General features: G+C 72.3%; 23 protein-coding genes and 1 tRNA gene. 12 read left to right on the forward strand and 12 right to left on the reverse strand.

The genetic code is table 11. From position 1 onward, the window contains the following. Window positions 1–10 precede the first annotated feature (10 nt). The 3 genes from ACZ6KO_RS24620 to ACZ6KO_RS24630 form a co-directional block, all read right to left on the reverse strand. Complete coding sequence (locus tag ACZ6KO_RS24620) at window positions 11–886, reverse strand: nitroreductase/quinone reductase family protein (RefSeq protein WP_469306161.1); 876 nt, start codon at window positions 884–886, stop codon at window positions 11–13. A gap of 224 nt (window positions 887–1,110) precedes the next feature. Further along, window positions 1,111–1,183: transfer RNA gene (locus tag ACZ6KO_RS24625), tRNA-Arg, on the reverse strand. A 167-nt stretch (window positions 1,184–1,350) separates the two neighbouring features. Further along, a complete protein-coding gene (locus tag ACZ6KO_RS24630; RefSeq protein ID WP_469306162.1) occupies window positions 1,351–3,045 on the reverse strand; it encodes a hypothetical protein in 1,695 nt (564 codons plus the stop codon). Window positions 3,046–3,248: 203 nt separating this feature from the next. Here ACZ6KO_RS24630 and ACZ6KO_RS24635 point away from each other — a divergent pair, with 203 nt between their 5' ends. Next, window positions 3,249–4,196 carry an endonuclease/exonuclease/phosphatase family protein gene (locus tag ACZ6KO_RS24635; RefSeq protein WP_469306163.1) on the forward strand — a complete coding sequence of 316 codons (948 nt, stop codon included), beginning with the start codon at window positions 3,249–3,251 and terminating at the stop codon, window positions 4,194–4,196. A gap of 15 nt (window positions 4,197–4,211) precedes the next feature. On the opposite strand, the gene ACZ6KO_RS24640 is transcribed toward ACZ6KO_RS24635, so the two are convergent. Both ACZ6KO_RS24640 and ACZ6KO_RS24645 read right to left on the reverse strand, forming a co-directional pair. After that, window positions 4,212–4,691: a RidA family protein gene (locus ACZ6KO_RS24640; protein ID WP_469306164.1), complete on the reverse strand. Its 480-nt coding sequence runs from the start codon at window positions 4,689–4,691 to the stop codon at window positions 4,212–4,214. A gap of 67 nt (window positions 4,692–4,758) precedes the next feature. Then, the gene (locus ACZ6KO_RS24645) at window positions 4,759–6,036 is read right to left on the reverse strand and encodes a M6 family metalloprotease domain-containing protein (protein WP_469306165.1); all 1,278 of its coding nucleotides are present in this window, start codon (window positions 6,034–6,036) and stop codon (window positions 4,759–4,761) included. A 350-nt stretch (window positions 6,037–6,386) separates the two neighbouring features. On the opposite strand from ACZ6KO_RS24645, the gene ACZ6KO_RS24650 reads away from it, so the two are divergent. The 4 genes from ACZ6KO_RS24650 to ACZ6KO_RS24665 all read left to right on the forward strand — a co-directional run bounded on the left by ACZ6KO_RS24650 (window position 6,387) and on the right by ACZ6KO_RS24665 (window position 10,999). After that, complete coding sequence (locus ACZ6KO_RS24650; protein WP_469306347.1) at window positions 6,387–7,007, forward strand: TetR/AcrR family transcriptional regulator; 621 nt, start codon at window positions 6,387–6,389, stop codon at window positions 7,005–7,007. A gap of 104 nt (window positions 7,008–7,111) precedes the next feature. After that, the gene (locus ACZ6KO_RS24655; RefSeq protein WP_469306166.1) at window positions 7,112–8,656 is read left to right on the forward strand and encodes an MFS transporter; all 1,545 of its coding nucleotides are present in this window, start codon (window positions 7,112–7,114) and stop codon (window positions 8,654–8,656) included. Window positions 8,657–8,809: 153 nt separating this feature from the next. Further along, entirely contained in the window at window positions 8,810–9,577 is a 768-nt protein-coding gene (locus tag ACZ6KO_RS24660; protein ID WP_469306348.1) for a dioxygenase family protein, read from the forward strand. A 435-nt stretch (window positions 9,578–10,012) separates the two neighbouring features. Further along, complete coding sequence (locus tag ACZ6KO_RS24665; protein WP_469306167.1) at window positions 10,013–10,999, forward strand: sigma-70 family RNA polymerase sigma factor; 987 nt, start codon at window positions 10,013–10,015, stop codon at window positions 10,997–10,999. Window positions 11,000–11,103: 104 nt separating this feature from the next. Here the strand turns inward: ACZ6KO_RS24665 and ACZ6KO_RS24670 are convergent, their stop codons facing one another. Continuing rightward, window positions 11,104–12,072 (reverse strand): helix-turn-helix transcriptional regulator, encoded by a 969-nt coding sequence (locus ACZ6KO_RS24670; protein WP_469306168.1) that lies wholly within the window; start codon window positions 12,070–12,072, stop codon window positions 11,104–11,106. Between the two features lie 61 nt (window positions 12,073–12,133). Here ACZ6KO_RS24670 and ACZ6KO_RS24675 point away from each other — a divergent pair, with 61 nt between their 5' ends. The 3 genes from ACZ6KO_RS24675 to pfkB all read left to right on the forward strand — a co-directional run bounded on the left by ACZ6KO_RS24675 (window position 12,134) and on the right by pfkB (window position 15,594). Continuing rightward, complete coding sequence (locus ACZ6KO_RS24675) at window positions 12,134–13,702, forward strand: MFS transporter (protein WP_469306169.1); 1,569 nt, start codon at window positions 12,134–12,136, stop codon at window positions 13,700–13,702. 186 nt (window positions 13,703–13,888) lie between these two features. Further along, on the forward strand, window positions 13,889–14,650 hold the full coding sequence (locus ACZ6KO_RS24680; protein ID WP_469306170.1) for a DeoR/GlpR family DNA-binding transcription regulator: 762 nt from the start codon (window positions 13,889–13,891) through the stop codon (window positions 14,648–14,650). Next, complete coding sequence (gene pfkB, locus ACZ6KO_RS24685) at window positions 14,647–15,594, forward strand: 1-phosphofructokinase (protein WP_469306171.1); 948 nt, start codon at window positions 14,647–14,649, stop codon at window positions 15,592–15,594. Before ACZ6KO_RS24680 ends, pfkB begins: the two co-directional genes overlap by 4 nt. Before the next feature lie 56 nt (window positions 15,595–15,650). Here pfkB and ACZ6KO_RS24690 read toward each other — a convergent pair whose 3' ends face one another. Beyond that, a complete protein-coding gene (locus ACZ6KO_RS24690) occupies window positions 15,651–16,439 on the reverse strand; it encodes a DUF6227 family protein (protein ID WP_469306172.1) in 789 nt (262 codons plus the stop codon). 191 nt (window positions 16,440–16,630) lie between these two features. On the opposite strand from ACZ6KO_RS24690, the gene ACZ6KO_RS24695 reads away from it, so the two are divergent. Beyond that, window positions 16,631–17,272, forward strand: coding sequence for a vitamin K epoxide reductase family protein (locus ACZ6KO_RS24695; protein ID WP_469306173.1), 642 nt, complete (start codon window positions 16,631–16,633; stop codon window positions 17,270–17,272). Between the two features lie 107 nt (window positions 17,273–17,379). Here ACZ6KO_RS24695 and ACZ6KO_RS24700 read toward each other — a convergent pair whose 3' ends face one another. Continuing rightward, entirely contained in the window at window positions 17,380–17,790 is a 411-nt protein-coding gene (locus tag ACZ6KO_RS24700) for a rodlin (RefSeq protein ID WP_469306174.1), read from the reverse strand. A gap of 270 nt (window positions 17,791–18,060) precedes the next feature. Here ACZ6KO_RS24700 and ACZ6KO_RS24705 point away from each other — a divergent pair, with 270 nt between their 5' ends. Beyond that, entirely contained in the window at window positions 18,061–18,558 is a 498-nt protein-coding gene (locus tag ACZ6KO_RS24705; protein WP_469306175.1) for a hypothetical protein, read from the forward strand. Window positions 18,559–18,678: 120 nt separating this feature from the next. Continuing rightward, entirely contained in the window at window positions 18,679–18,918 is a 240-nt protein-coding gene (locus ACZ6KO_RS24710; RefSeq protein WP_469306176.1) for a chaplin, read from the forward strand. A 98-nt stretch (window positions 18,919–19,016) separates the two neighbouring features. On the opposite strand, the gene ACZ6KO_RS24715 is transcribed toward ACZ6KO_RS24710, so the two are convergent. The 4 genes from ACZ6KO_RS24715 to ACZ6KO_RS24730 all read right to left on the reverse strand — a co-directional run bounded on the left by ACZ6KO_RS24715 (window position 19,017) and on the right by ACZ6KO_RS24730 (window position 21,718). Continuing rightward, entirely contained in the window at window positions 19,017–19,358 is a 342-nt protein-coding gene (locus tag ACZ6KO_RS24715; protein ID WP_469306177.1) for a hypothetical protein, read from the reverse strand. A gap of 155 nt (window positions 19,359–19,513) precedes the next feature. Further along, window positions 19,514–20,740, reverse strand: a complete 1,227-nt coding sequence (locus tag ACZ6KO_RS24720) for a chaplin (RefSeq protein WP_469306178.1) — start codon at window positions 20,738–20,740, stop codon at window positions 19,514–19,516. A gap of 134 nt (window positions 20,741–20,874) precedes the next feature. Then, window positions 20,875–21,108 carry a chaplin gene (locus ACZ6KO_RS24725; protein ID WP_469306179.1) on the reverse strand — a complete coding sequence of 78 codons (234 nt, stop codon included), beginning with the start codon at window positions 21,106–21,108 and terminating at the stop codon, window positions 20,875–20,877. A gap of 199 nt (window positions 21,109–21,307) precedes the next feature. Next, the gene (locus ACZ6KO_RS24730; protein WP_469306180.1) at window positions 21,308–21,718 is read right to left on the reverse strand and encodes a rodlin; all 411 of its coding nucleotides are present in this window, start codon (window positions 21,716–21,718) and stop codon (window positions 21,308–21,310) included. A 276-nt stretch (window positions 21,719–21,994) separates the two neighbouring features. On the opposite strand from ACZ6KO_RS24730, the gene ACZ6KO_RS24735 reads away from it, so the two are divergent. Then, window positions 21,995–23,098, forward strand: coding sequence for a DUF3344 domain-containing protein (locus ACZ6KO_RS24735; RefSeq protein ID WP_469306181.1), 1,104 nt, complete (start codon window positions 21,995–21,997; stop codon window positions 23,096–23,098). The last annotated feature ends 46 nt before the right edge of the window (window positions 23,099–23,144 follow it).

Consider the following 23,144-nt stretch of genomic DNA (forward strand, 5'->3'; position numbering starts at 1 on the left):
GACCACAGCACTAGGGGGCGCCCAGCGCCCGCAGGACGGGCAGCAACTGCTCCTCCTCCCGGTCCAGATGCCCCTCCAGCTCCCGGCTCATCGCCTCCAGCCGCCCGACGATCCCGGCCCCTTCCGCTTCCCCTTCCCCGACCTGGTCGAGCAGCTGCACGATCTCCTCCTGGAGCCGCGACACGACCCGGTGCTCCCGCGCCAACCGCTCGAAGAACGCGGCGAGATGGGGATGCTGCGACGCCAGGTAGGGGAAGAGGCCCGCGTCCTCGCTCTTGTGGTGGAACTCCAGCGACTGGCAGAACGCCAGGCAGTGCTGGCGCAGCTGGAGCCCGAGCGGGGCCGGCCCGCCCCCGCCGGCGGCGACGTGGTCGCGCGCCTCCCGCCGTACGTGCCCCAGCTGTGCCCGCAGCCAGCCGTGCACCTCCAGCAGCTTCCCGGCGATCCCGTCCTCCCCGCTCGCCGTCTCGTGGGTGCGCTGGAGCACGACGACGGGAATCTCCCGCTCCGTCCGCTCCTGGTACTCCCCGTACCCCGGCTCCTGCCGTACGACGTGGGCGAACAGCTCCGCGCGGTGCGCCCCGGCCGCGGGCACGGCCACGGCCTCGTACTCCTCGGTGCCGGTCTCGACCCGTACGAGCGGGTGCGCGAGCAGATTGTGGAACCAGGCGGGATGCCGGTCGGCCCCGGCGGCGGACGCGACGACGAGCAGCTGCTCCCCGTCCGGCTCCCGCACGAATCCGAGCGGCACGGTGTGCTCCCGCCCCGACCGTGCCCCGGTGGTGGTGAGCAGGACGAGCCCGGCCCCTTCGAAGGGCCCGCCGACCTTGCCGGCGTTGGCACGGAACTCTTCTATGACAGCTTCATTGAACGACTGGACCGACACGAGAGGTGTCTCCTTCACGGTGTGTACGCGTACGACGGTGCGTCTACAGCCCGTGAAGATCAGCCGAAGCCGGTGGGATACGCGCCCATGTGGCGCTCCTCGACTCCCAGGTGTCTGCCCGATCGCCGCCCGGCCCACTTCTCAGTAGGCGGCGCCACGCAGCACGCCCCCATGAAACCACGAAGATCCCCCGGCCGCCATGGCCGAAGGATCTTGTGTGGGTGTGCCCCCGGCAGGATTCGAACCTGCGACACCGGCTTTAGGAGAGCCGTGCTCTATCCCCTGAGCTACGAAGGCGGGGCAGGGCCCGCCACGCGGGGCGGCCCAGGGACAGCGTAGCGGATCGGTGTGCCGCTCCGCGGCTGCGTTCGGCGGTGACCAGCGTGCCCGGGGCCGCTGACCACCGTGCCCCGGGGCGGCCTGGGCGGCCGGTCCCCGGGGCACGGTGGTGGTGGTGCGGTGCGTCAGTTCTGGTCGTACAGACCGAACATGTCGATCACCAGGTCGGTCGGGTGCCAGCTGCCGTTGAAGAAGTCGACGATGCCGGTCTTGCCGGTGCTCGCCTGGACCAGGTTCGGGACGGTGGCGTCCTTCGACCAGTTCAGGTTGGAGGAGTTCGGCGCGACCGGCTCCACGGCGGTGCCGGTCTCGTACTGCTCCATGGTGTTCGGGTCCGGGAACACCGTGAGGTGGCCGCTGCCGCGGGTGTCGGTGACCGTCGCGTTCAGCGCGTAGGCCTTGACCGAGGGCTGGTCGAAGGACAGCGGCAGGGGCAGGATCTCCCGGCCCGGCATCTGTCCGATGCCCATCTCGCGCGTGTCCAGCAGACGCGTCGGCGAGACGGGCAGGTAGGCGGCCTGGCTGTCGGTGCTGTAGTAGCCGACGACGTCCACGATCACGTCGGTCGGGCTCCAGGCGCCGTTGCGGACGTTGATCTTGCCGTCCGGGCCGACCGGAACGATCACGGAGTTGGCGACCGTCAGGCCGGCCGTGAAGTTCAGGTTCGACGTGATCGGCGCCTGCTGCCCGCCCGGGTAGACCGTCAGGTGACCGGAGCTCTTGGGCTCGGTGACGGTGACGTTGAGCGCCACCGCCTTCACGCCGGCCGCCGGGACCCCGGCCTTGCCGGTGATCTGGACGCCGAACGACTCCTGGCCGTTGATCTGGCGCTTGGCGGGCGTGCCCTGGCCCTCGCGGCTGTCGACGATACGGGTGGGGTTCACCGAGGTGTAGCCGCTGGCGGCGGAGGGGGTGAAGTACCCGGTGACGTCCGCGATCAGGTCCACCTGGCCACCGCTGCGGTTGTACAGCTCGACGTACCCGTCGTCGCCGACCGGCACGATCGACATGTTGGGAACGGTCTGGCCCGCGACGAAGTTGACGTTCGACGTGGTCGGCCGGTCCTCGCCCGAGGGGTAGGCGGTGATGTGCCCGCCGCCCGCGGCGTTGGTGACGGTGAGGTTGAGGGCCACGGCGCTCACGCCGGCCGGGATGCCGGAGTTGCCGCCGACCTTCACGCGGGTCGTGCCGAACGGGGCGACGGCGGCGGCGCTGGCCGCGCCGGTGCCGTCCCGGGTGTCCAGCAGACGGGTCGGCGCGTGCGGGGTGAACTCGGAACCGGCGGTGGTGATGGGGAGCTGGTTCACCTCGGACACGTTGTTGGTCGTGTCCGTGACGGTGACCTTGACCGTGTAGGTGCCGACCTCGGCGTAGGTGTGCGGCTTGATCACGTCCGCGGTGTTGGTGACCCACTCGGTCGTGGTCTGGCCGTCGCCCCACTGGATGTCGACGCGGATCTGGGCGGTCACGCTGCTGGTGACGTACGACTCCAGCTGGATGCCGTGCGCGCTGGTGCCGAAGGCGTAGAGGCCCACGCCGAGGTCCGGGTTGGCGACCGTGGCCACGGTCGGCGCGCCGGCGGCACCGTTCACGGCGGACGGCGCGGACTTCGCGGCCGGGGCCTTGGGCGCGGCCGTGCGGACGGACCGCTCGGCGGGGCTGCTGAAGGTGGCCGACTTGGCGGCGGCCGCCACCGCGGACTTCGACAGGTCGGTCTTGGCGGCGGTCGCGGCCAGGACGCGGTCCGCGGACGGACCGTCCGCCTGCGCCACGCCCGGTACGAGACCAACGACCGCCGCGACGACGGCGGCGGAAATCATGACTCGGCGACGCTGCACCGGTCCCCCCTGATGTCTTGAACTGATGTCTTGAACTAGTTCAGATCGTTGAAGCGTGCACAGCGTACACATGTTCGCCGCCGCTGTTCAGGGGGGATCGGCAGGCTCTTCCCGGAAGTCGTCCGTCCGCCCGTCGGCCCGGCTGCGGGTGGCCGGAAACCCGGCACCCGGTCCCGGGCGTCACCATGGTCATGACCGGGAAAGTGATCGACCGACGGCGGCGGCGCGGGGTGGGTACCGCCGTGGCCGCCGGGGGCGTCGCCCTCGTCCTGCTCGCGCACGGCTGGATACCCGACCGGCCCGGGAACCTCGGGAGTCTCGTCGAGACCTTCCTGCCCTGGGCCGGCGCCGCCGTGCCGGCGCTGGCCGTCCTCGCGCTCGTACGGCGCTCGCGCACCGCGCTCGTCGCCGTGCTGGTCCCCGCCGTCACCTGGGGTTTCCTGTACGGCGGCACGCTCACCGGCAAGCAGCGGCCCGTCGAAGGCGATCTCACCGTCGTCACGCACAACGTCGACGACGCCAACCCCGACCCCGCCGCCACCGCCCGCGCGCTCGCCGCGACCGGCGCGCAGCTGATCGCGCTGGAGGAGCTGGTCGAGCCCGCCACGGCCGCGTACGAGCGGGCGTTCGCCGACCGCTACCCGTACCACGAGGTCCGGGGCACCGTCGGCCTCTGGAGCGCCTTCCCCCTCCGCGACACCCGGGCCGTGCCGATCATGCCGTTCACCCGCGCCCTGCGCACGACCGCCGAGACGCCGAAGGGCCCGCTGACGGTGTACGTCGCCCACCTCGCCTCGGTGCGGCTGAGCCCGTCGGCCGGTTTCACCACCGCCCGCCGCGACGCGGCCGCGGGCCGGCTGGCCGAGGCGGTCCGCGGCGGCCCGGCCGGGCGCACCCTGGTCGTCGGGGACCTCAACGGCACCGTCGACGACGGCGCGCTCGCCCCGCTGATGTCGGGCCTGCGCGAGGCCCAGGACGTGGCGGGTGAGGGCTTCGGGTTCAGCTGGCCGAAGGGGCTGCCGGTCGCCCGCATCGACCACATCCTCGTACGCGACCTGACACCGGTGGCCGCGTGGACCCTTCCGGCGACGGCCAGCGACCACCTGCCCGTCGCCGCGTCGGTCAGGTTCTGAGGACGTGACCCGGGGTCACACGGCCATCGGGGTGTGCAGCTCCACGACGATCTCGACCTCCACCGGCGCGTCCAGCGGCAGGACGGTCACCCCCACCGCGCTGCGTGCGTGGATCCCGGCGTCGCCGAACGCGGTGACCAGCAGCTCGCTCGCCCCGTCGACCACCCCCGGCTGACCGGTGAAGTCCGGGGCGCTCGCCACGTATCCGGTCACCTTCACGACGCGCTTCACGCCGGAGAGGTCACCGGCGACCGAGGCCACCGCCGCCAGCGCGTTCAGCGCGCACCGCTGCGCCAGTTCGGCGGCCCGGCCGGCGCCGACCTCCGCGCCGACCTTGCCGGTCACCGGCAGTGCGCCGTCGACCATCGGCAGCTGGCCGGAGGTGTGGACGTAACTGCCGCTGCGTACGGCCGGCACGTAGACGGCGACAGGCGCGGGGGCCGGCGGGAGCGGCAGCCCCGCCGCGGCGAGCCGGTCCTCGGGGGTGGTGGTCATGCCCCTATCCCTTACCCCTTCGGCCCGCCGCCGGGGTCCGCGCCACGCCCGGGCCGGGCGCGGCGGGTCACGGACGGGTGACGCGGACCTGGTAGCTGCCGCCCCGCGTCTCGCCCACGACGGCGATGGAGATGCCCGCCGCCTCGTCGGTGAAGGTCTCGCCGGGCCGGAAGGGGGCGTCGGAGAGCTCGGCGTGCACGTTGGGACGGCGGGTGCAGCCGCCGCTGGTGTCCGAGCTGTCGTGCACGGTGACCGGGCCCTGTCCGGTGTCCACGGCGGAGTCCACCTTGTAGATGAGGACGCCGGGCCGGCACACGGACTCGTCGTTGCCGGCCTGGGTGCGGACCTCGAGCGCGTAGCCGGAGCTCTCCGAGAGCGGGACGAAGGCCAGTTTGGTGCCGCCAGTGACCGCCAGCGGGGACAGGACGTGCTCGCTGGTACCGGACTTGGCGGCGCAGCTGATCTGGGAGCTGTCGAGCCAGCCGAGCTTCCACTTGTGCCAGCCGAGGAGGTCGTTGTTGGCGCCCCAGTCCTCGCTCATGATGTCCCAGTGGCCGACCGCGCCGCCGCCGTCGGCGGTGTAGAGGTCGGGCAGTCCGAAGACGTGGCCGTTCTCGTGGGGGAGCACCCGGTAGCCGGTCTCCCGGTAGGTGCCGGAGCCGTCGTCCTGACGGCTGTAGACGAAGGACGTGTTGGCCAGCGGCACGCCGTCGGCGACGGGCGCCTCGGCGTTGCCGGAGAACGTCACCGACAGGACGGTGTCGAGGGCGGAGGGCCCGGCGTTCGGCGTGACCAGGATGTTGACCAGGTCGTACCGGGAGAAATCGACCTCGGCGTCGGCGGCCTTCACGATGTGCTCGACCAGCTGGCGGTAGCCGGGCTCGTAGGGGGAGCCGCGTTCGATCCCGTACGCCGCGAACGGCATCGGCATCCGCAGCCAGGACCTTATGGGCGCCTCGGGCTGGTAGGCCAGGCGGCCGTAGGAGCTGGTGCGGAACCAGTCGGAGGTCTGGGGGAAGAACTCCGCCAGCCGGTCGAGGGCCGTGCCCTCGCCGGCCGCGTCGGGGAAGTCGATCATCAGGTTCAGGGCCCGGACCTCGCCCGTGGACCGGGAGTACCCGGGCGGGGTCGGCAGCCCCTCGGACATCTGCACGCCCATGGTGCCGGCGATCCGGCAGGGCGCGAGGGCGGACTCGGTGCTGGCGGCGACCGAGCCGGCGGCGGTGCGGGTCCGTGTGGACAGCCCGGTGCTCGCGGTCGCCGCGATCCCCAGGGCCAGGGCGGTCAGACCGACGAGGGCGCTGGTGCGGCGGTGTGTGCGTATCCGGCGGCGGGTCTGCGGCATGGCGGTCGCCTTCCGGTCCGCGGCAGCCGGCCGGGCCCGGTCTGCGCTCCGTGCGTTTCACCCTCCGACGCGCCGGGCGGGGCCGCGCGCCGGGTGCGTCCGAACGGGAACCCGGATGTGGCCCGGCTCACACGGAGGGGTGAAATAACCGGGGACGGAATCCCCGTTTGAACCTGTGTCCCGCACAAGCGGGGACCGGCTCCCCGTTTCGGGGCGGCCGTACGCGAGGCGGGAGGCCCGGAGTGAAGCGATCGACCAGCGCGACGGGTGCGACCGGTGTGACGGGTGCGACCAGCGCGATCGGTGCGACCGCCACGGCCCCCGCCGCGGCCCCCGCCCCCGGGTGCCGGATGCCCAGGCCCCGCGCCGACGCCGTACGCAACCGCGAGCGCATCCTCGCGGCCGCCCGCGAGATGCTCGTCGAGCACGGGGCGCACGTGCCCTTCGACGAGATCGCGCGCCGGGCCGGCGTCGGCAACGCCACCCTGTACCGGCACTTCCCCGACCGGACCACCCTCGTCCACCAGGTCGTCCTGTACGTCATGGACCGGGTCACCGCCCTGGCGGAGGACGCCCTCGCCGAGGAGCCGGACGCCTTCGCCGCGCTGTGCCGCTTCGCGCACGCCGCCGCCGACGAACGCATCGGCGCCCTGTGCCCCATGCTCGCCGACGACTTCGACCACGACGACCCCGAACTCCTCGCCGCACGCACCGCGTTGGCCGAGATCAGCGAGCGCCTGATGGACGCCGGCCAGCAGGCCGGCGTGCTGCGCGCGGACGTCGCCGTCGGGGACCTGATGATCGCCCTGTCCCAGCTCAGCCGTCCGCTGCCGGGCACCGCGTGCCTGGACGCGGCCCCCTTCGTCCACCGTCACCTCCAGCTCTTCCTGGACGGGCTGCGGGCCCCGGCCCGCTCCGAACTGCCCGGCGTGCCCGTCACGTTCGACGATTTGAAGCAGAAAACCATGTGACGTCGCGGGACACTCCCGCTAGCGTCGACAAGCCATCCCATATATCCCCGCACCATCCCTTTCTGGCGCTTTCCCGCCATACGCACCGAGAAGTGGGTACCCCCATGTCCAAAACGGCCGCGTCCGCATCGCCGGCTGCCGTCCCCGACGCCGATCCCAGCCGCTGGAAGGCGCTGGTCTTCATAGCCCTGGCCCAGCTGATGGTCGTCCTCGACGCGACCATCGTGAACATCGCGCTGCCGTCCGCGCAGCAGGACCTCGGCATCTCCGACGGCAACCGCCAGTGGGTCATCACCGCCTACGCGCTGGCCTTCGGCGGACTCCTGCTCTTCGGCGGCCGCATCGCCGACCTGTGGGGCCGTAAGAACGCCTTCGTCGTCGGTCTCGTGGGCTTCGCCGCGGCCTCCGCGCTGGGCGGCGCCGCGACCGGCGAGGCCATGATGCTCGGCGCCCGCGCCCTGCAGGGTGCCTTCGGCGCGCTGCTCGCGCCCGCCGCGCTCTCGCTGCTGGCCGTCATGTTCACCGACGCCAAGGAGCGGGCCAAGGCCTTCGGCATCTACGGTGCGATCGCCGGTGGCGGTGGCGCGGTCGGCCTGATCCTCGGCGGGTTCCTCACCGAATACCTCGACTGGCGCTGGACGTTCTTCGTCAACATCCCCTTCGCCGTGGTCGCCGCCGTCGGCGCGTACCTCGTCATCCGCGAGCCGGCCGACGCGCGCGGCCGCGCGTCGCTGGACATCCCCGGCGTGGTGCTCTCCACCCTCGGTCTGGTCGCGCTCGTCTACGCCTTCACGCGCGCCGAGTCCGACGGCTGGACGGACGGTACGACGATCGCGCTGTTCGCCGGTTCCGTGGTCCTGCTGGCCGCGTTCGTGCTGGTCGAGTCGCGGGTGAAGTCCCCGCTGCTGCCGCTGCGCGTCCTGATGGAGCGCAACCGCGGTGGCGTGTACCTCTCGCTGGGTCTGGCCGTCATCGCGATGTTCGGCCTGTTCCTCTTCCTCACGTACTACCTGCAGGTGGTCAAGGGCTTCTCGCCGGTCAAGACCGGCTTCGCCTTCCTGCCGATGATCGCGGGCATGATCACGGGCTCCACGCAGATCGGCGCCCGTCTGATGACCCGCGTCGCGCCGCGGCTGCTGATGGGTCCCGGCTTCCTGGCCGCCGCGCTCGGCATGCTGATGCTGACGCAGCTGGAGGTCGGCTCGTCCTACGCGGCGCTGATCCTGCCGGCGCAGCTGCTGCTGGGCCTCGGCATGGGTACGGCGTTCATGCCGGCGATGTCGCTGGCCACGCACGGGGTCGACCCGGCCGACGCCGGTGTGGCCTCGGCCATGGTCAACACCTCGCAGCAGGTGGGCGGCGCCATCGGTACGGCGCTGCTGAACACGATCGCCGCGTCCGCCACCACCGCGTACCTGACCGACCACGCGGCCGCGGCGGCCGCGGGCGGCCCCGCGGCGCAGCTGGTCCAGGCCGAGGCGATGGTGCACGGCTACTCCTCCGCCATCTGGTGGGCGGTCGGCATCCTCGTCGCCAGCTCGGCCATCGCGCTGACCCTGATCAACACCGGCCGCCCCTCGGCGGGCGGGGCCGTGGCCGCGGGTTCGGGCCAGGACGCGGACGTGAAGGTTCCGGTGATCGCCCACTGAGCCGCGCCGCGGCCCGCGGCCCGGTGCGTGGTGCCGTGGCGGGTGCGGGGAAATAAGCACCGACCCCCCTTGGTTCAAATTTGAACCAAGGGGGGTTAGCCTTTCCCCGTCGGACGAATCCCGAGGGAGCGCACCGTGACCACGACCACCCGTATGCCGGCCCTGTACCTCAGCCACGGCGCGCCCCCGCTGGCCGACGACCCGGTCTGGCCCGGCGAGCTCGCCGCCTGGTCCGCGGACCTGCCCCGGCCGGCCGCGATCCTCATGGTCTCCGCCCACTGGGAGGAGGCGCCGCTGGCCCTCGGCGCCACGGAGCGGGTCCCGCTCGTGTACGACTTCTGGGGCTTCCCCGAGCACTACTACCGGGTCCGCTACGACACCCCGGGCGCCCCGGCGCTCGCGGAGTCCGTCCGGGGGCTGCTGCGCGGCCCCGGCACCCCGGTCCAGGACATCCCCGACCGGGGGCTGGACCACGGCGCGTACGTCCCGCTGGTGGAGATGTACCCGGACGCCGGCATACCGGTCCTCCAGATATCCCTGCCCACCCTGGACCCGCGCCGCCTGATGGACGTGGGCCGCAAGCTCGCGCCGCTGCGCGACGAGGGCGTGCTGATCGTCGGCAGCGGCTTCTTCACCCACAACCTGGCGGCCCTGCGGCACCCGGGCGGCGGTGTCCCCTCCTGGTCGGCGGAGTTCGACGCCTGGGGCCACGAGGCCCTCGCCGCGGCCGACGTGGACGCCCTGCTGGACTTCGAGGCCAAGTCCCCGGCCGGCGCCCTGGCCCACCCCCGCACCGAACACTTCGCCCCCCTGTTCGTCACCCTCGGCGCCGCGGACGCGACCGGCGACCTCACGTCCCGCCGCGACCCGGTGACGGGCTTCTGGATGGGTCTGTCGAAGCGCTCGCTCCAGTTCGGCTGAGGGCGCTCGCTTCGGTTCGGCTGAGGCCGGGGCTGCGGTCGGGTGTCCGGCGCTGGTCGCGTATCCGGCAAATCGGTCGGGGTGGGCAGGCAACCCGGCGGGCGGAGGCGGCGTCTTCCAGGGGGAAGGACGGCCGAATGCGCGGCGAGCGGGTGTGACGGGCGTCTCACCGGGGGAGGGTGGCGCGGCTCCGGATCGACGGCGATCAGGGGGCTGACCTGCGCGTCCGTAGGTCTCGCGGTATCCCGCTCCGGGAGGTGGCGGCGCAGGATACTGCAAGATCTCGGAAATGGGGACGGAGTGTGGGAATTCTGTCCCGATTCCAGTCGTTGTTTCCTTTCGGATGCGGGTGCCCGGGACAGTGTTCGGGAGCCGCAGCCAGACGCAAGACGCACAGCAGCCGCACCGCGACCGAACCTTTGCAAGGGAGCACGCATGGCAACCCGCGCCGTCGCCCGTCGTCAGTCCGACACGGCCTCCAGCGTCCGCGCCGTCGGCGGCGAGATAGCCGACCGCGACCTGGTCGGCATGTACCTGGACGAGATCGCGCGCACCCCGCTGCTCGACGCCGCCAAGGAAGTGGAGCTCTCCCAGATCATCGAGGCGGGCGTGTTCGCCCGGCAGATCCTCGACGGTGAGATCGACGCCGCCAAGGGGGGCGCCGCCACACGTGAGGAGCTGGAGACGCTCGCCGCCGAGGGCGAGCGTGCCAAGGAGGTCTTCATCCGGTCCAACCTCCGCCTCGTCGTCGCCGTCGCCCGCCGCTACCCGCGCAGCGGCCTGCCCCTGCTCGACCTGATCCAGGAGGGCAACGCGGGCCTGGTGCGCGCGGTGGAGAAGTTCGACTACGCCAAGGGCTTCAAGTTCTCGACGTACGCCACGTGGTGGATCCGCCAGGCCATCACGCGCTCGATCGCCGACCAGTCCCGCACCATCCGGCTGCCCGTCCACCTCGTCGAGGAGCTCGGCCGGATCCGCCGGGTGCAGCGCGAGTTCAACCGCGAGCACGGCCGGGACCCGGAGCACGCGGAGATCGCCACCGAGCTGGCCTCCACCGAGCAGCGCGTCGGAGACGTCCTGGACTGGGCCCGGGACCCGGTCAGCCTGAACATGTCCGTGGACGACGAGGGCGAGACGCAGTTCGGCGACCTGCTGGAGGACACGTCCGCGATCTCCCCCGAGCAGTCCGTCCTCTCCCTGCTGCGCAGCGAGGAGCTGGAGGACCTGATCGGCAAGCTCGACCAGCGCACGGCGTCGATCATCAAGATGCGGTACGGCATCGACGACGGCCGCGAGCGCACGCTGACCGAGGTCGGCAAGCAGCACGGGCTGACGCGCGAGCGGATCCGCCAGATCGAGAAGCACGCGCTGCTGGAGCTGAAGCGGATGGCCCGCGACACCGGCTTCGACGCGGTCGCCTGACCCGGGCGACCCCCACAGACCGCCCCGGCACCTATCCCCCCCAGGTGCCGGGGCTTTCCCGTCCCGGACCCGTCCCGGACAGCCCCGGCCGCGCCCGGACACCCTCAGGCCGTCCGGGCGGCCCCGCCCGCCGCGCGGGCCAGCCGGCCCGCCATCACCTCCACGCACTCCGCCAGCGCCGCCGGCTCGTGCACGGTGAAGTCCGGCCCCGCCGTCGCCAGCCGCATCGCCACCCACTCCACGTCGCCGCGCGAGGTGAAGCTCAGCCGGCACGTCCCGGCGGTCAGCGCGACCGGCTCCCCCAGCCAGGCCGGCAGCGTCCCCGCCAGCTCCGGGGCCGGCGCCGCGAAATCCACGACCACCCGGTACGCCTCCCGCTCGCCGCCGCCCGAGTACACCGCCCCCTCGAGGTCCGGCAGCTCCCGCGCCGCGAACCGCGCCCCCGTCGCGAACGGCTCCGTCACCCGGTCCACCCGGAAGGTCCGCCAGGCGTCCCGCTCCAGGTCGTAGGCGATGAGGTACCACCGCCGCCCCGTACTGACCAGGCGGTACGGCTCGACCAGCCGTCGCGAGTCGGCGCCGTCCCTCGCCCGGTAGGCGAACCGCAGCCGCTCCTGCCCCGCCGTCGCCGACGCCATCACCGTCAGCGTCTCGGGGGCGATCGACGCGCCGTCGCCCCGGGTCACCGCCACCGTCGCCGACTGCAGCGCGCTCACCCGGTGCCGGAGCCTGGAGGGCAGCACCTGCTCCAGCTTGGCCAGCGCCCGTACGGACGCCTCCTCGATCCCCTCGATCGCGTGCCCGGCCCCGGCCCGCAGTCCCACCGCGATGGCCACGGCCTCCTCGTCGTCCAGGGTCAGCGGGGGCAGCGCCGCCCCCGCCACCAGCCGGTATCCGCCCTCGGCGCCCAGGCTGGCCTCGACCGGGTACCCCAGGTCCCGCAGCCGCTCGATGTCCCTGCGGATCGTCCGCCGGCTCACGCCGAGCCGGGTGGCGAGCTCGCTGCCCGGCCACTCGCGCGGCGTCTGCAGCAGGGACAGCAGACTCAGAAGTCGTGCGGGTGTGTCCGTCATGTCATCAGGCTGCCAGCTAAATAGGACACGAACCGACCTACACGCGGTCTAGGTTCTTTCCATGACCACCGAGACGTCCCTCACCCCGCCCGGGAACGAGACCGGGCCCACCGAACCGGCCGCCCCCGCCGACCGCCGCCGCTGGCTCGCCCTCGCCATCGTGATGACCGCCGCCTTCATGGACCTGGTCGATGTCACGATCGTCAACATAGCCATCCCCAGCATGAGCGCCGACCTGCACACCTCCACCAGCGCCATCCAGTGGATCACCGCCGGCTACGCGCTCGCCTTCGCCGCCGGCCTGATCACCGGCGGCCGCCTCGGCGACATCTACGGCCGCAAGCGCGTCTTCCTCTTCGGCATCGCCGGTTTCACGGCCGCCTCGCTGCTCTGCGGAATCGCCGCCAACCCCGGCATGCTCGTCGCCTCCCGCCTGCTCCAGGGCGCCATGGCCGCCCTGATGGTCCCCCAGGTCCTGGCGATCATCCACGTCACCTTCCCGCCGCACGAGCGCGGCAAGGTCTTCGGCCTGTTCGGCGCGATGCTCGGCCTCGGAGCCGTCTCCGGCCCGATGCTCGGCGCGCTGCTCACCGAGTGGAACCTCTTCGGCCTCGAATGGCGCCCGATCTTCCTGATCAACCTGCCCATCGGCATCGCCGGCCTGATCCTGGGCCGCCTGTTCATCACCGAGTCCAAGGCCCCGCGCGCGCTGCGGCTCGACCTGATCGGCGTCGTCATCGCCACCCTGGGCATGGTCATGCTGATCTACCCGCTCACCCAGGGCCGCGAGAACGACTGGCCGCTGTGGGGCTTCGTGTGCATGGGCGCGGTCCCGCTGGTGATCGCCGGTTTCATCGCGTACGAGAAGTACAAGATCAAGAAGGACGGCTCCCCGCTCGTCGAGCTGTCCCTGTTCAAGGTCAAGAGCTTCGCCGCCGGCATCGGCGTCCAGCTCACCTTCGGCATCGCGACCGGCATCTTCTTCCTGACCTGGACGCTCATGATGCAGATGGGCCTGGGCTGGAGCGCCCTGCGCGCGGGCCTGACGGGCATCCCCTTCTCCATCTCCGTCTCCTTCGCCGCCGCCATCTCCGTCCAGAAGCTGGTGCCCCGCTTCGGCCGCAAGGTCCTCCAGGCGGGCGCGCTGACCATGGCCGCGGGCCTGGTCCTCTACATCTGGTCGTCCGGGCACTACGGCATGGACATCGCCCCCTGGCAGATGGCCGCCCCGCTGGTGCTCATGGGTCTGGGCATGGGCCTGATCGTGGCCCCGCTCACCGAGACCGTGCTCTCCGAGGTGCCGCGCGAGCACGCCGGCTCCGCCTCGGGCCTGATCAACAGCACCGGCCAGATGGGCAACGCCCTCGGCCTCGGCCTGACCTCGGTCGTCTACTTCGGTGCCATCGAGAACGAGCACATCGTCGGCCCGCAGTACGTCGAGGCCTTCCGCGGCGCGCTGTGGTGGGTCGTCGCCGTCCTGGTCGTGATCTTCGCGGTGATGTTCCTGCTGCCGCGCCAGGCCCCCGCCCCGGGCTCGGGCTTCGAGGCGGAGGCCGGTGCCGCTCCCGCCGACGAGCCCCTCGCCGACGACGGTGACGACGTCGCCCCGCGCAAGGTCCCGGTGGCGTAGCCGCCGGAGCGCCGGCCCCGCCCCCCGGGAACCCGGCCCGGCCCCGGCCCCCCTTCACGGACATGCCCGCCCTCGAGGCGGGCATGTCCGTTTTTGTTAGGCTCCGCCCCTTTCGCGGCGTACGGTGGAGGAAATCCGCCGGAACCCACAGACCCGGACACCGAACGGACCCGAACGGGCACCCTCATGTACGCACCGGAGCGCCAGCAGGAGATCCTCCGCCTCACCCGCGACGCGGGCCGTGTCGACGTGCTCTCCCTCGCCGACACGTTCCAGGTCACCGCCGAGACCGTCCGCCGCGACCTCAAGGCCCTGGACCGGGCCGGGCTGGTCCGCCGGGTGCACGGCGGCGCCATACCGGCCGGCCGCCTCGACTTCGAGCCCGGCCCCGCCGGATCTACGCCGGCCGGGCCCGACGAGAAGGACCGCATCGCGGCCGCCGCCCTCGTGCAGCTCCCCGCCGACGGCAGCGTCATCCTCGACGCGGGCCCGGTCACCGCACGGCTGGCCGCGGCCCTCCCGCCGGACACCGCGCTCACCGTGGTCACCCACGCCCTGCCCGTCGCCGCCCGGCTCGCCGGCCACCCCGGGGTCGACCTCCACCTCGTCGGCGGCCGGGTCCGCCCCCGGACCCGGGCCGCCGTCGACGCCTGGGCGCTGCGCGCGTACGGGGAGATCCGCGCCGACGTGCTCTTCCTCGCCACCCTCGGCTTCACCCCCGGCGGCGGGCTCACCACCACCGACCTGGCGGAGGCCGCCGTCAAGCGCGCCGCCGTCGCCGCCGCCCGCCGGGTGGTCCTGCTCGCGGAATCCGCCCAGTGCGGTCAGGAGCACTTCGCGCGCTTCGCCGCCTTCACGGACGTCGACCTGCTCATCACCGACGCGGGGCTGGACCCCGCCGACAGGGCGGCCATCGAGGCCGCCGGGACGGAAGTCACGCTCGCATGATCCTCACCGTCACGCCCAACCCCTCCCTCGACCGCACCTACGAGATCTCCTCACTGGTCCGCGGCGAGGTCCTGCGCGCCACCGAGGACCGGGTCGAACCCGGGGGCAAGGGCGTCAACGTCGCCCGCGCCGTGGCCGCCGCGGGCGTGCGCACCACGGCGGTGCTGCCGCTCGGCGGCCCGCCCGGCACGCTGATCGCCGAACTCCTCGGCGCGCAGGGCGTGGACGTCACGGTGGTCGCGATCGCGAGCCGTACCCGCTCCAACGTCTCCCTCGCCGAACCCGACGGCACCGTCACCAAGATCAACGCTGCGGGTCCCGCCCTCTCCCCGTCGGAGTCCCTCCTGCTGCTGGAGTCGGCCGCCACCGGCGCGGCCACGGCGAGCTGGGTCACCGGCTGCGGCAGCCTCCCGCCCGGCCTGCCCCAGCGGTGGTACGCCGAACTCGTCGCCCGCGTCCGTGCGGCGGGCGCGCGGTCCGCCCTGGACGCCGCCGCCCCGGTGCTGCGGGCCGCGCTCGCGGCCCAGCCGGACCTGGTCAAGCCGAACACGACGGAACTCGCGGCGGCGGTCTCCCGGCCACTCGCCACCCTGGGCGACGTGGTCACGGCGGCCCGGGAACTGCGCTCCCTGGGCGCGGGCGCCGTCCTGGCCACCCTCGGCCCGGACGGCCAGCTGCTGTCCGACGCCACCGGCACCTACTACGGCACCGCCCCGGCCACCGTCGTCCGCAGCAACGTCGGCGCGGGCGACGCCGCGCTCGCGGGCCTCCTGATCGCGGGCGGCTCGGGTCCGCGGGCCCTCGCCTCCGCCGTGGCCCACGCGACGGCCGCGGTCCAGCTCCCCGGCACGGCCATGCCCACCCCGGAGGACCTGCGGCCCGCCGAGGTCCGCATCACCGAGGACCTGCCCCTCACCCTCCGCCTCACCCGCCCGGCGGGCTGAGCACGGCCTGCCCGCCCGGGTCGGCCTGCCCGCCCGAGTCGGCCGGGTCGCCCGGGTCAGCGCACCCGGGCGCGCAGCTCCATGGCGCCGCGCGCGGCGGCCTCGCTCTCGTACACCTCGCACATGTGGCGCCCGTCCGGCGTCGCCGTGTGCTCGACCTCCCAGAGGCTGTACTCGCTCCCGTCCAGCAGCACGAACGCGTGCTCGTACAGGCTGAATCCCGCGTCCCTGCCGTCCGCCAGGCACTGGCGGGTGCCGAACGCCTGGGTGATCTGGTGGGCGTACGCCGACCGCAGCAGCGCCGCCACGCCGGCGCCCGGCCGGTCCCGGTTCTCGGCGCGGCGCAGCACCCGCCGGGCGTGGTCGGCGGACTGCTCCACCGCGTACTCCCGGTGCCGTCGGACCGGCGCCGCGGACGCCGCGAACAGGGCGCCGAGCACCGCCGCGTCGCCCGACAACTCGTCCTCGCCGGCCGTCAGCGTGAAGTCCAGCACCGCCGCCGGCTCCTCGCCGAACAGCCGGGTCGCCGCCAGGCAGGCCTCCGCCTTGGACGTGAAGACCTCGTGCCGGGTCGCCCGGTCGCCCTGCTGCCGGTAGGCCAGCTCCCACAGCGACACCGAAGTGCCGTCCGCCAGCAGGTAGGTGTGCCGGTGGGTCTCGCGCCACACGCCCGACGCGGGGCTGTGGTGCGTGGTGTACAGCGAGGAACTGTGGGCGAGCGCGGTGGCCAGCCGCTCGACCAGCAGGTCGGGCAGGTCGAAGGAGTTGAGGGCGCGGCCCAGGAGTCGGCCGAGGTGCGCCTCAGTTGTCTCGTACGGATCGATGTGATCCTTCGGGTCGCTCAACGTGGGTCTCCAGGCCGTCGCAGCTTGTCACTTCGCGGAAGCTCAACGTAACCCCTCGCTCTGACATCACGTCCGGGGTTCGGTAAAACGTCCGGGAAGGATCCCCGGTTCCCGCACCCCTTCCGGTCAACTTGCGTACGGATACGCATGATTCACCATGATCCGTGGGGTAATGCGGGACTATGGGCCGCATGGCAACGAATACAGTGGGCGTTCCCCGTCAGCAGGGGCGGCCCCGCAGTCGACCCGAGGACGAACCGGCCGCGCCCCCCAGGGGGTTGGCCTGGCTGCTGGTGCTCACCGGGGCCGCCGGGCTGCTGGCCTCCTGGGTGATCACGCTCGACAAGTTCCTGCTGCTGGAGGACCCGGACTTCAAGCCGGCCTGCAGTCTCAACCCGGTCGTCTCCTGCGGCAGCGTCATGCAGAGCGAGCAGGCGGCGGCCTTCGGCTTCCCCAACCCGATGCTGGGTCTGGTCGCGTACGGCGTCGTGGTCTGCGTCGGCGCGGGCCTGCTGGCCGGAGCCGGCTACCGCGGCTGGTTCTGGCTGGGACTGAACGCCGGCACCGTCTTCGGAGTGGGCTTCTGCACCTGGCTGATGGTCCAGTCGCTCTACGAGATCAACGCGCTGTGCCTGTGGTGCTGTCTGGCCTGGGTCGCCACGCTGGTGATGTTCTGGGCCGTCACCGCGCACAACGTCCGCTCCGGCGCCCTGCCCGCCCCGGGCCCGCTGCGGCTGTTCCTCACCGAGTTCGCGTGGGTCCCGCCCGTCCTGCACACCGGGATCATCGGGATGCTGGTCCTGACCCGCTGGTGGGAGTTCTGGACCGGCTGAGCCGCCCGTACGGCGGTACGCGAGGGCCCCGGCAGCAGCAGGCTGCCGGGGCCCTCGTCAGATGCTCCCGGGGCGCCGGTCGAACGGGCCGGAACGAGGAGCGGTGATCAGCTGCCGGCGGAGACGTTGCCGGAGAGGACCGGGATGTTGCTCAGGATGTGCGAGAGGGACTCGTCGCCCTTGGCCTGGGTGGAGTTCTCGGCGCACTGCTGGTTCATCGGGTTGCTGAGGACGTTGATGTCCTGGACGCCGATGTTGAGGAGCGCCGCGACCGACTGGAGGTTGAGCTTCGCCGGCAGGCCGATGCAGGGCTTGTTCAGGGTGCCCTGGACCAGGCCGAGCTGCGGGCTCATCGGGCCTTCGGTCTTCTGGTTGCCGTAGATCTGGGCGGCGCCGTTGCCGTTGACGGTGTTGATGCCGTTGTCGTTCCCGATGGCCATGGCCGGGGCGGCCACGGCGGCGCCCGCGCCGATCACAGCGGCAGTGGCTGCGGCGGTGGCCATAATCTTCTTGAGCATCTTGGTCCTTTTGTCGCATGAGTGCCCGCTGATGGAGCGCCCTGGACAACCGGCCCGTCGCGGGTTTGGTTCCGGCGCTTCACTCGATCGGCGTGCGCGGGCCCGGCTTTTCCCCCGCCGGGTGAGCCGCTTGCGGATGCCTGCGCGAAGCCCGTACACGGCCCGCAGCCGCCCAAGATCGTGTTGCGCTCCGTGAAAGGTGTTCGCACGGTGGGTGAGGAAGCGGATCACCGTGGTCCGCTCCCCTGTGCGACCACCGAAGGAATGCCCATGCACCGCACGAAGGCGTCCCGCTTCCTTGTCCCCACGGCCCTTGTCGCCGTCATAGTCTTCGGCGCGGCCGCCCCGGCGAGCGCCCTCGTCCGCGAGGAGTCCGGCGGCGGCCGGCAGCAGCAGCTCGAACGGCTGGAGCGGCAACTGGAGGAGCGGCTGGAGCAGCGGGCGGCGGCCGGCCCCATCGACGACCTCGTCAAGAGCATCCTGGACGCCATCAAGGGCCTGCTGCCGGCGGGCGTCTCGCTGCCGGAGATCACCATCCCGGAGATCAAGCTGCCCGAGATCAAGCTCCCGGAGATCCCGGGCGTGAACCTGCCGGCGATCCCCGGGGTGACGCTCCCCAACATCCAGCTGCCGCCGGTGCAGCTGCCCGCGACCGGGACCGTTCCGGCCGTTCCGGCTGTGCCCGCGATCCCTGCCGTCCCCGCGATCCCGGCGATCCCGGCGATCCCCGACGTCCCCGACGTCCCGAATTGGCCCGAACTGCCGTAGCACTATTGGGCTGAACAGGTCTGATCGTGCATGGACCCGTGTCGTTGGGGGAGAGTGGACCGTTTTGCTCGGTGTGAGCCCCGGATCGGGGCAGTACATCGAGCAGAAGGTGCACTTCCCATGAACACTGCCAAGAAGGCCGCCGTTGTCCTGGCCGGCGCTGGTCTCGCCGTCGCGGGTGCCGCGGGTGCCGCTCTCGCCGACTCCTCGGCCGAGGGCGCGGCTGTGGGCTCCCCGGGTGTCCTCTCCGGCAACCTGGTCCAGGTCCCGGTGCACATCCCGGTGAACGTCTGCGGCAACACGGTGAACATCATCGCCCTCCTGAACCCGGCGTTCGGCAACGTCTGCGTCAACGACTGACGTTCGACGGCACACGCCACTGTGGGCGCCACCGGCATCGGCCGGTGGCGCCCACAGTTCTAGGGTCCGCCCACAGTTCTAGGGCCGGGGCGGAGCGGTCAGCCCTTGCCGCCGTTGAGGTGGATGCCGCCGAGCATCGGGGTCACCTGCGTGGCCGTGTTGGCCAGGCCGAGCACCTCGCCCGGGGCGTTGTTGCGGACCTGGTTCACGCCCTGGGTCGCGCCCGCGACCTTGTCGAGGGTGGCCCCCTGCTCGGCCAGGCCGTTGCCGACGGTCTGCGGCAGGGCCTCGGAGACCGGGTTGGCGGCGTTCAGGACCTCGGTCACCCCGCCCGTCACGCTCATGGGGGGCATGGCGGAGGTGTCCGCGAAGGCGGGGGCGGCGGCGCCGAGGGCGGCGACGGAGCCCGCGAGCACGGCGGCGACCTTCGTGTACTTCATTCTTTTACATCCTTTTCCAGCGGCGACCGACGCGCCGCTTTCGACCTGGGTAACGATTCCGTGCGGGTACGGAAACCCTGTGGCCGGTTCTTTTCGCACGTCGGCCGGAGAACCCGACAAGGGATTCTCCGGCCGATATTTCTTCCGATATTCCGTCAGGCGGCGCGCGACCTCCGGTACAGGATCGCCCCGCCGAGGATCAGGGCCGTGGCGAGCGCGGCCGCGGCGGCCGGCTGCCCGGCCCCGGTCTCGGCCAGCATCGGGCCGGTCGCCCTGGCGACCGGGGCGGCGGGCACCGCCGGGGCGCCCGCGGCGGGAGGCGTCACGGGGACGGCCGGGGCGGGGGCCGGTGCCGGGAGCGGTGCCGGGGGCAGGTGGATCGGCCGGTCACCCTCGGGGCTCGCGGGCGGCTGGTCGAGCTGCGGTGCCTGCGGTGCGGGGGCCGGGGCTGGGGCCGCCGGAGGTACGGAGACCGAACTGCCGTGGTGCGGCGGCGCCGGTGCGGGGAGCGTCGTCGGGGGCTGCTCCTCCTCGACGGGCTTGGGGAGCGGCGCCGGCGCCTCCTGCTGGACCGGGGCGGGCGGTACGGGCGCGGGGGCCGGCGCGGGGGCGGGCTGCGCCTCGGGCGCGGGCACCGGGGCCGGCAGCGGCTTGGGCAGCGGCGCCGGCTTCACCTCGGGCCCGGGAGCGGGCTTCGGTTCCGGCCTGGGCTGGGGCTTGGGGGGCGCGGGGTGCGGAGCCGGGGCCGGGGCCGGGTGGGGCGCGGGGTGGTCGTCGCACTCCTCCTCGGCGTCGCCGCCGTATCCGCCGCCGCCGTGCCGGGCCGCGTGCCGCGGCTCGTGCCGGGCCTCGTCGCGGGTCTCGTGCGGTACGGGTGCCGGGGCCGGCGCCGCGTGCCGCGGCTTGGCGTGCCGGGGTGCGGGCCCGGGCGGCTCCGTGCGGTGCTCGGGCCGGGCCTCGTCGTCGGCCCGGGGGGCGGCGTGCCGCTGGTCGTCGAAGTAGCGGTCGATGGCCTCGGCCTGCTGGGGGCTGAGGTAGCGCCGGTAGTCGTGACCACCGCCGTCGCCGGAATCGCCGTGCCTGGAGGTGCTGTGGCCGGAGTCGCCGTGCCCGGAGGCGCCGTGGCCGGAGGTGCTGCCGCAGGTGTTGCCGAAGGCCGGGTTCAGCCCCGCCGCCGCGTCCACGCTGTTGCCGCACACGTTGGGGGACAGCGTGATCGGTACCGAGACGCTGTTGCCCGCCAGTACGCCCGGCGAGTGCGAGGCCTCCGCCGTCGCCCCCGACGCGTAGGCCGCGCCGCCGGCGATCGACAGCAGACTCGATGCCGCGGCGGCCGTGAGCACCCCCTTGCCCAGTACCTGTCGGCTCAGTACCTGTCGCATGGGTCCTTCCCTGTCTACCGGCTCCGCGGCCGGTCATGAATCGGAGGTGGCCTCGGAGTGCACCGCCGTGCACTCCGAGGCCACTTTCGAGGAGGTGTGCCCGCGCGGGCACGGACGCTTGGTGGCGCGCTGGGTCAGCGGTTGATGCAGACGTTGCCGAAGGCCGGGTTCAGAGCGCCGACGAGGTTCACGCTGTTGCCGCAGAGGTTGATCGGGATGTTCAGCGGGACCTGGATGAGGTTGCCGGAGAGCACGCCGGGGGAGTCCGAGGCCTTGCCCACGGCGTCGGCGTCGGCCAGGGCGGGGGAGGCAGCACCGGCGGCCATCAGAGCGCCGGCGGCGAGGACCACTGCCTTCTTGTGCGTCATTTTCTTTTCGTTCCTTCCCGCAGCGGGGTGTCCACTGCAGAATTAACAACGAGCGGCCAGGGGAAAAGAAACCGCATATTTCGCGGACGGGCCGGCCCGGGCCGTATTCTCCGGAATTCTGGGAAATCGGGGCCGGACACGCGGCGAGGCCGCCGCGTCCCGAAGGTGCGGCGGCCTCGGCTGCGGGTGACCGGGCGGATCAGCTGCCCGCGGAGACGTTGCCCGACAGGATCGGGATGTTGTCCAGGATGTGCGAGAGCGGCTCGTCGCCCTTGGCCTGGGTGGAGTTCTCGACGCACTGCTGGTTCATCGGGTTCGACAGGACCGGGATGTCCTGGACGCCGACGTTGATCGCGGCGAGCAGCGACTGGGCGTTGAGCTTCGCCGGCAGGGCGATGCAGGGCTTGTTGAAGGAGCCCTGGATCAGCGCCATCTGGGGGCTCATGTGGCCGTAGGTGGCCTGGTTGCCGTAGATCTGGGCGGCGCCGTTGCCGTTCACGGTGTTGATGCCGTTGTCGTTGCCGATCGCCATCGCCTGCGGAGCCATGGCCGCGCCCATGCCCGTGACGGAGGCGGCGACAGCGGCCGCGGCCATCATCTTCTTGATCACTGTTGTCCCTTTTCTGCAAGATTGCCCGGTACAGGAGCAACCGGCTCAACTCCCGTGCTCCGGCCGGGGTTGCGCCGCTTCACCCGGATGCCGACGTTTCGGTCCTCGCGGTTGACGGCCGCGCCCTGGTGCAACCGCTCAACGACTCGCCCTCCGCGAGGGTGCGTGCGATCGCCCAAAAGGCCGTACAAGCGAGTCCGGCGTGATTTCCCGCTCGATTTCTGACAAAGTGCACTCCTGTTTTGTCGCCTTGATCGAAAATGGAGACAGGGTCACATGGGTTCCACCCGCAGAATCCTCGGTGCGCTCGCCCCCCTGCTGTCCTGCCTCGTCCTTTCGGGTAACGCGCCGGCCGCCCTGGCGGCCCCTCCGGCCCCCAAGGAAATGCCCCGGATCCCGTTCACGCAGCGTTATCAGGCCGTGCAGCACGGCGGGCTGGTCCGGGCCTCGAACTCAGGGATCAGCTGCCGCAAGGAGCGGGCCGCCGCGGCCGAGCCGTGCGGCGAGGTCAAGCAGGGTGCGGCCGGGGTCAACAGCGACTACGAGATGTTCTACAGCGAGGTCGACAAGGACCCCGACACCTACAACTCCACCCGCGCCGAGCTGAAGGTGCCCGCGGGCGCGAAGGTCTCGTACGCGCGGCTGTACTGGGGCGGCAACCTGCGGGTCGGTGAGCAGAAGCCGCCGCAGGACAACGGCCGGGTGCTGGTCGCCGAGCCGGGCGGCGCGTACTCGGAGGTGCTGGCGGACACCCGAATCGGGCACCGCACCGACGACGGCAGCGACGCCTACCAGGCCTCCGCCGACGTCACCCCGCTGGTGCGCCGCGGCGGCGCGGGGATGTGGACCGTCTCCCAGCTCAACATCGCCATGGGGCACTCGGGCGTGGGTGCCTGGGGTGGCTGGACGCTGGTCGTCGCCTACGAGAAGGCCGACGAGCCGCTGCGCCGGATCTCGGTGTGGGACGGCTTCGCGGCGCTGTGGGCGGGCGGCCGCCAGGAGGCCCTGGAGACGGTGGACGTGGAGGGGCTGGACGTGCCGGCGGGCGGGACCGGCCGGGCCGGCGTGGTCGCGTACGACGGGGACCGCGGGACGCTCGGGGACTCACTCACCGTGACCGCCGACAGTGGCCGCCGGGTCCAGCTCAGCGACCCCGAAAACCCGTTCAATGATGTGATGAATTCTACTATCACAGAATTCGGACGTCCCTCCTTCAGGCGACAGCCCGAACATATGAACAATCTCGGATATGACGCGGACGTGTTCGATCTGAGTCCCGCTCTGTCCGGTGGTGCCCGCAGCCTGAAATTCCAGTTCGCGGGCGAGAATCAAGGTCATTTCCTCGGCGTGCTCTTCGTGCAGACAGACGCGCGCCGCTGAACGCAGGAGACCACTCCACGTGCCGTCAGAACATGTGTCAGAACAC

It is taken from the genome of Streptomyces sp. NPDC042102, assembly GCF_055582305.1.

Bases quoted from the DNA above. Each gene is read 5' to 3' on its own strand.
- ACZ6KO_RS24630 (WP_469306162.1), bottom strand. From the start codon at position 3,045: ATGATTTCCGCCGCCGTCGTCGCGGCGGTCGTTGGTCTCGTACCGGGC.
- ACZ6KO_RS24635 (WP_469306163.1), top strand. From the start codon at position 3,249: ATGGTCATGACCGGGAAAGTGATCGACCGACGGCGGCGGCGCGGGGTG.
- ACZ6KO_RS24640 (WP_469306164.1), bottom strand. From the start codon at position 4,691: ATGACCACCACCCCCGAGGACCGGCTCGCCGCGGCGGGGCTGCCGCTC.
- ACZ6KO_RS24645 (WP_469306165.1), bottom strand. From the start codon at position 6,036: ATGCCGCAGACCCGCCGCCGGATACGCACACACCGCCGCACCAGCGCC.
- ACZ6KO_RS24650 (WP_469306347.1), top strand. From the start codon at position 6,387: ATGCCCAGGCCCCGCGCCGACGCCGTACGCAACCGCGAGCGCATCCTC.
- ACZ6KO_RS24655 (WP_469306166.1), top strand. From the start codon at position 7,112: ATGTCCAAAACGGCCGCGTCCGCATCGCCGGCTGCCGTCCCCGACGCC.
- ACZ6KO_RS24660 (WP_469306348.1), top strand. From the start codon at position 8,810: ATGCCGGCCCTGTACCTCAGCCACGGCGCGCCCCCGCTGGCCGACGAC.
- ACZ6KO_RS24665 (WP_469306167.1), top strand. From the start codon at position 10,013: ATGGCAACCCGCGCCGTCGCCCGTCGTCAGTCCGACACGGCCTCCAGC.
- ACZ6KO_RS24670 (WP_469306168.1), bottom strand. From the start codon at position 12,072: ATGACGGACACACCCGCACGACTTCTGAGTCTGCTGTCCCTGCTGCAG.
- ACZ6KO_RS24675 (WP_469306169.1), top strand. From the start codon at position 12,134: ATGACCACCGAGACGTCCCTCACCCCGCCCGGGAACGAGACCGGGCCC.
- ACZ6KO_RS24680 (WP_469306170.1), top strand. From the start codon at position 13,889: ATGTACGCACCGGAGCGCCAGCAGGAGATCCTCCGCCTCACCCGCGAC.
- pfkB (WP_469306171.1), top strand. From the start codon at position 14,647: ATGATCCTCACCGTCACGCCCAACCCCTCCCTCGACCGCACCTACGAG.
- ACZ6KO_RS24695 (WP_469306173.1), top strand. From the start codon at position 16,631: ATGGCAACGAATACAGTGGGCGTTCCCCGTCAGCAGGGGCGGCCCCGC.
- ACZ6KO_RS24700 (WP_469306174.1), bottom strand. From the start codon at position 17,790: ATGCTCAAGAAGATTATGGCCACCGCCGCAGCCACTGCCGCTGTGATC.
- ACZ6KO_RS24705 (WP_469306175.1), top strand. From the start codon at position 18,061: ATGCACCGCACGAAGGCGTCCCGCTTCCTTGTCCCCACGGCCCTTGTC.
- ACZ6KO_RS24710 (WP_469306176.1), top strand. From the start codon at position 18,679: ATGAACACTGCCAAGAAGGCCGCCGTTGTCCTGGCCGGCGCTGGTCTC.
- ACZ6KO_RS24715 (WP_469306177.1), bottom strand. From the start codon at position 19,358: ATGAAGTACACGAAGGTCGCCGCCGTGCTCGCGGGCTCCGTCGCCGCC.
- ACZ6KO_RS24720 (WP_469306178.1), bottom strand. From the start codon at position 20,740: ATGCGACAGGTACTGAGCCGACAGGTACTGGGCAAGGGGGTGCTCACG.
- ACZ6KO_RS24725 (WP_469306179.1), bottom strand. From the start codon at position 21,108: ATGACGCACAAGAAGGCAGTGGTCCTCGCCGCCGGCGCTCTGATGGCC.
- ACZ6KO_RS24735 (WP_469306181.1), top strand. From the start codon at position 21,995: ATGGGTTCCACCCGCAGAATCCTCGGTGCGCTCGCCCCCCTGCTGTCC.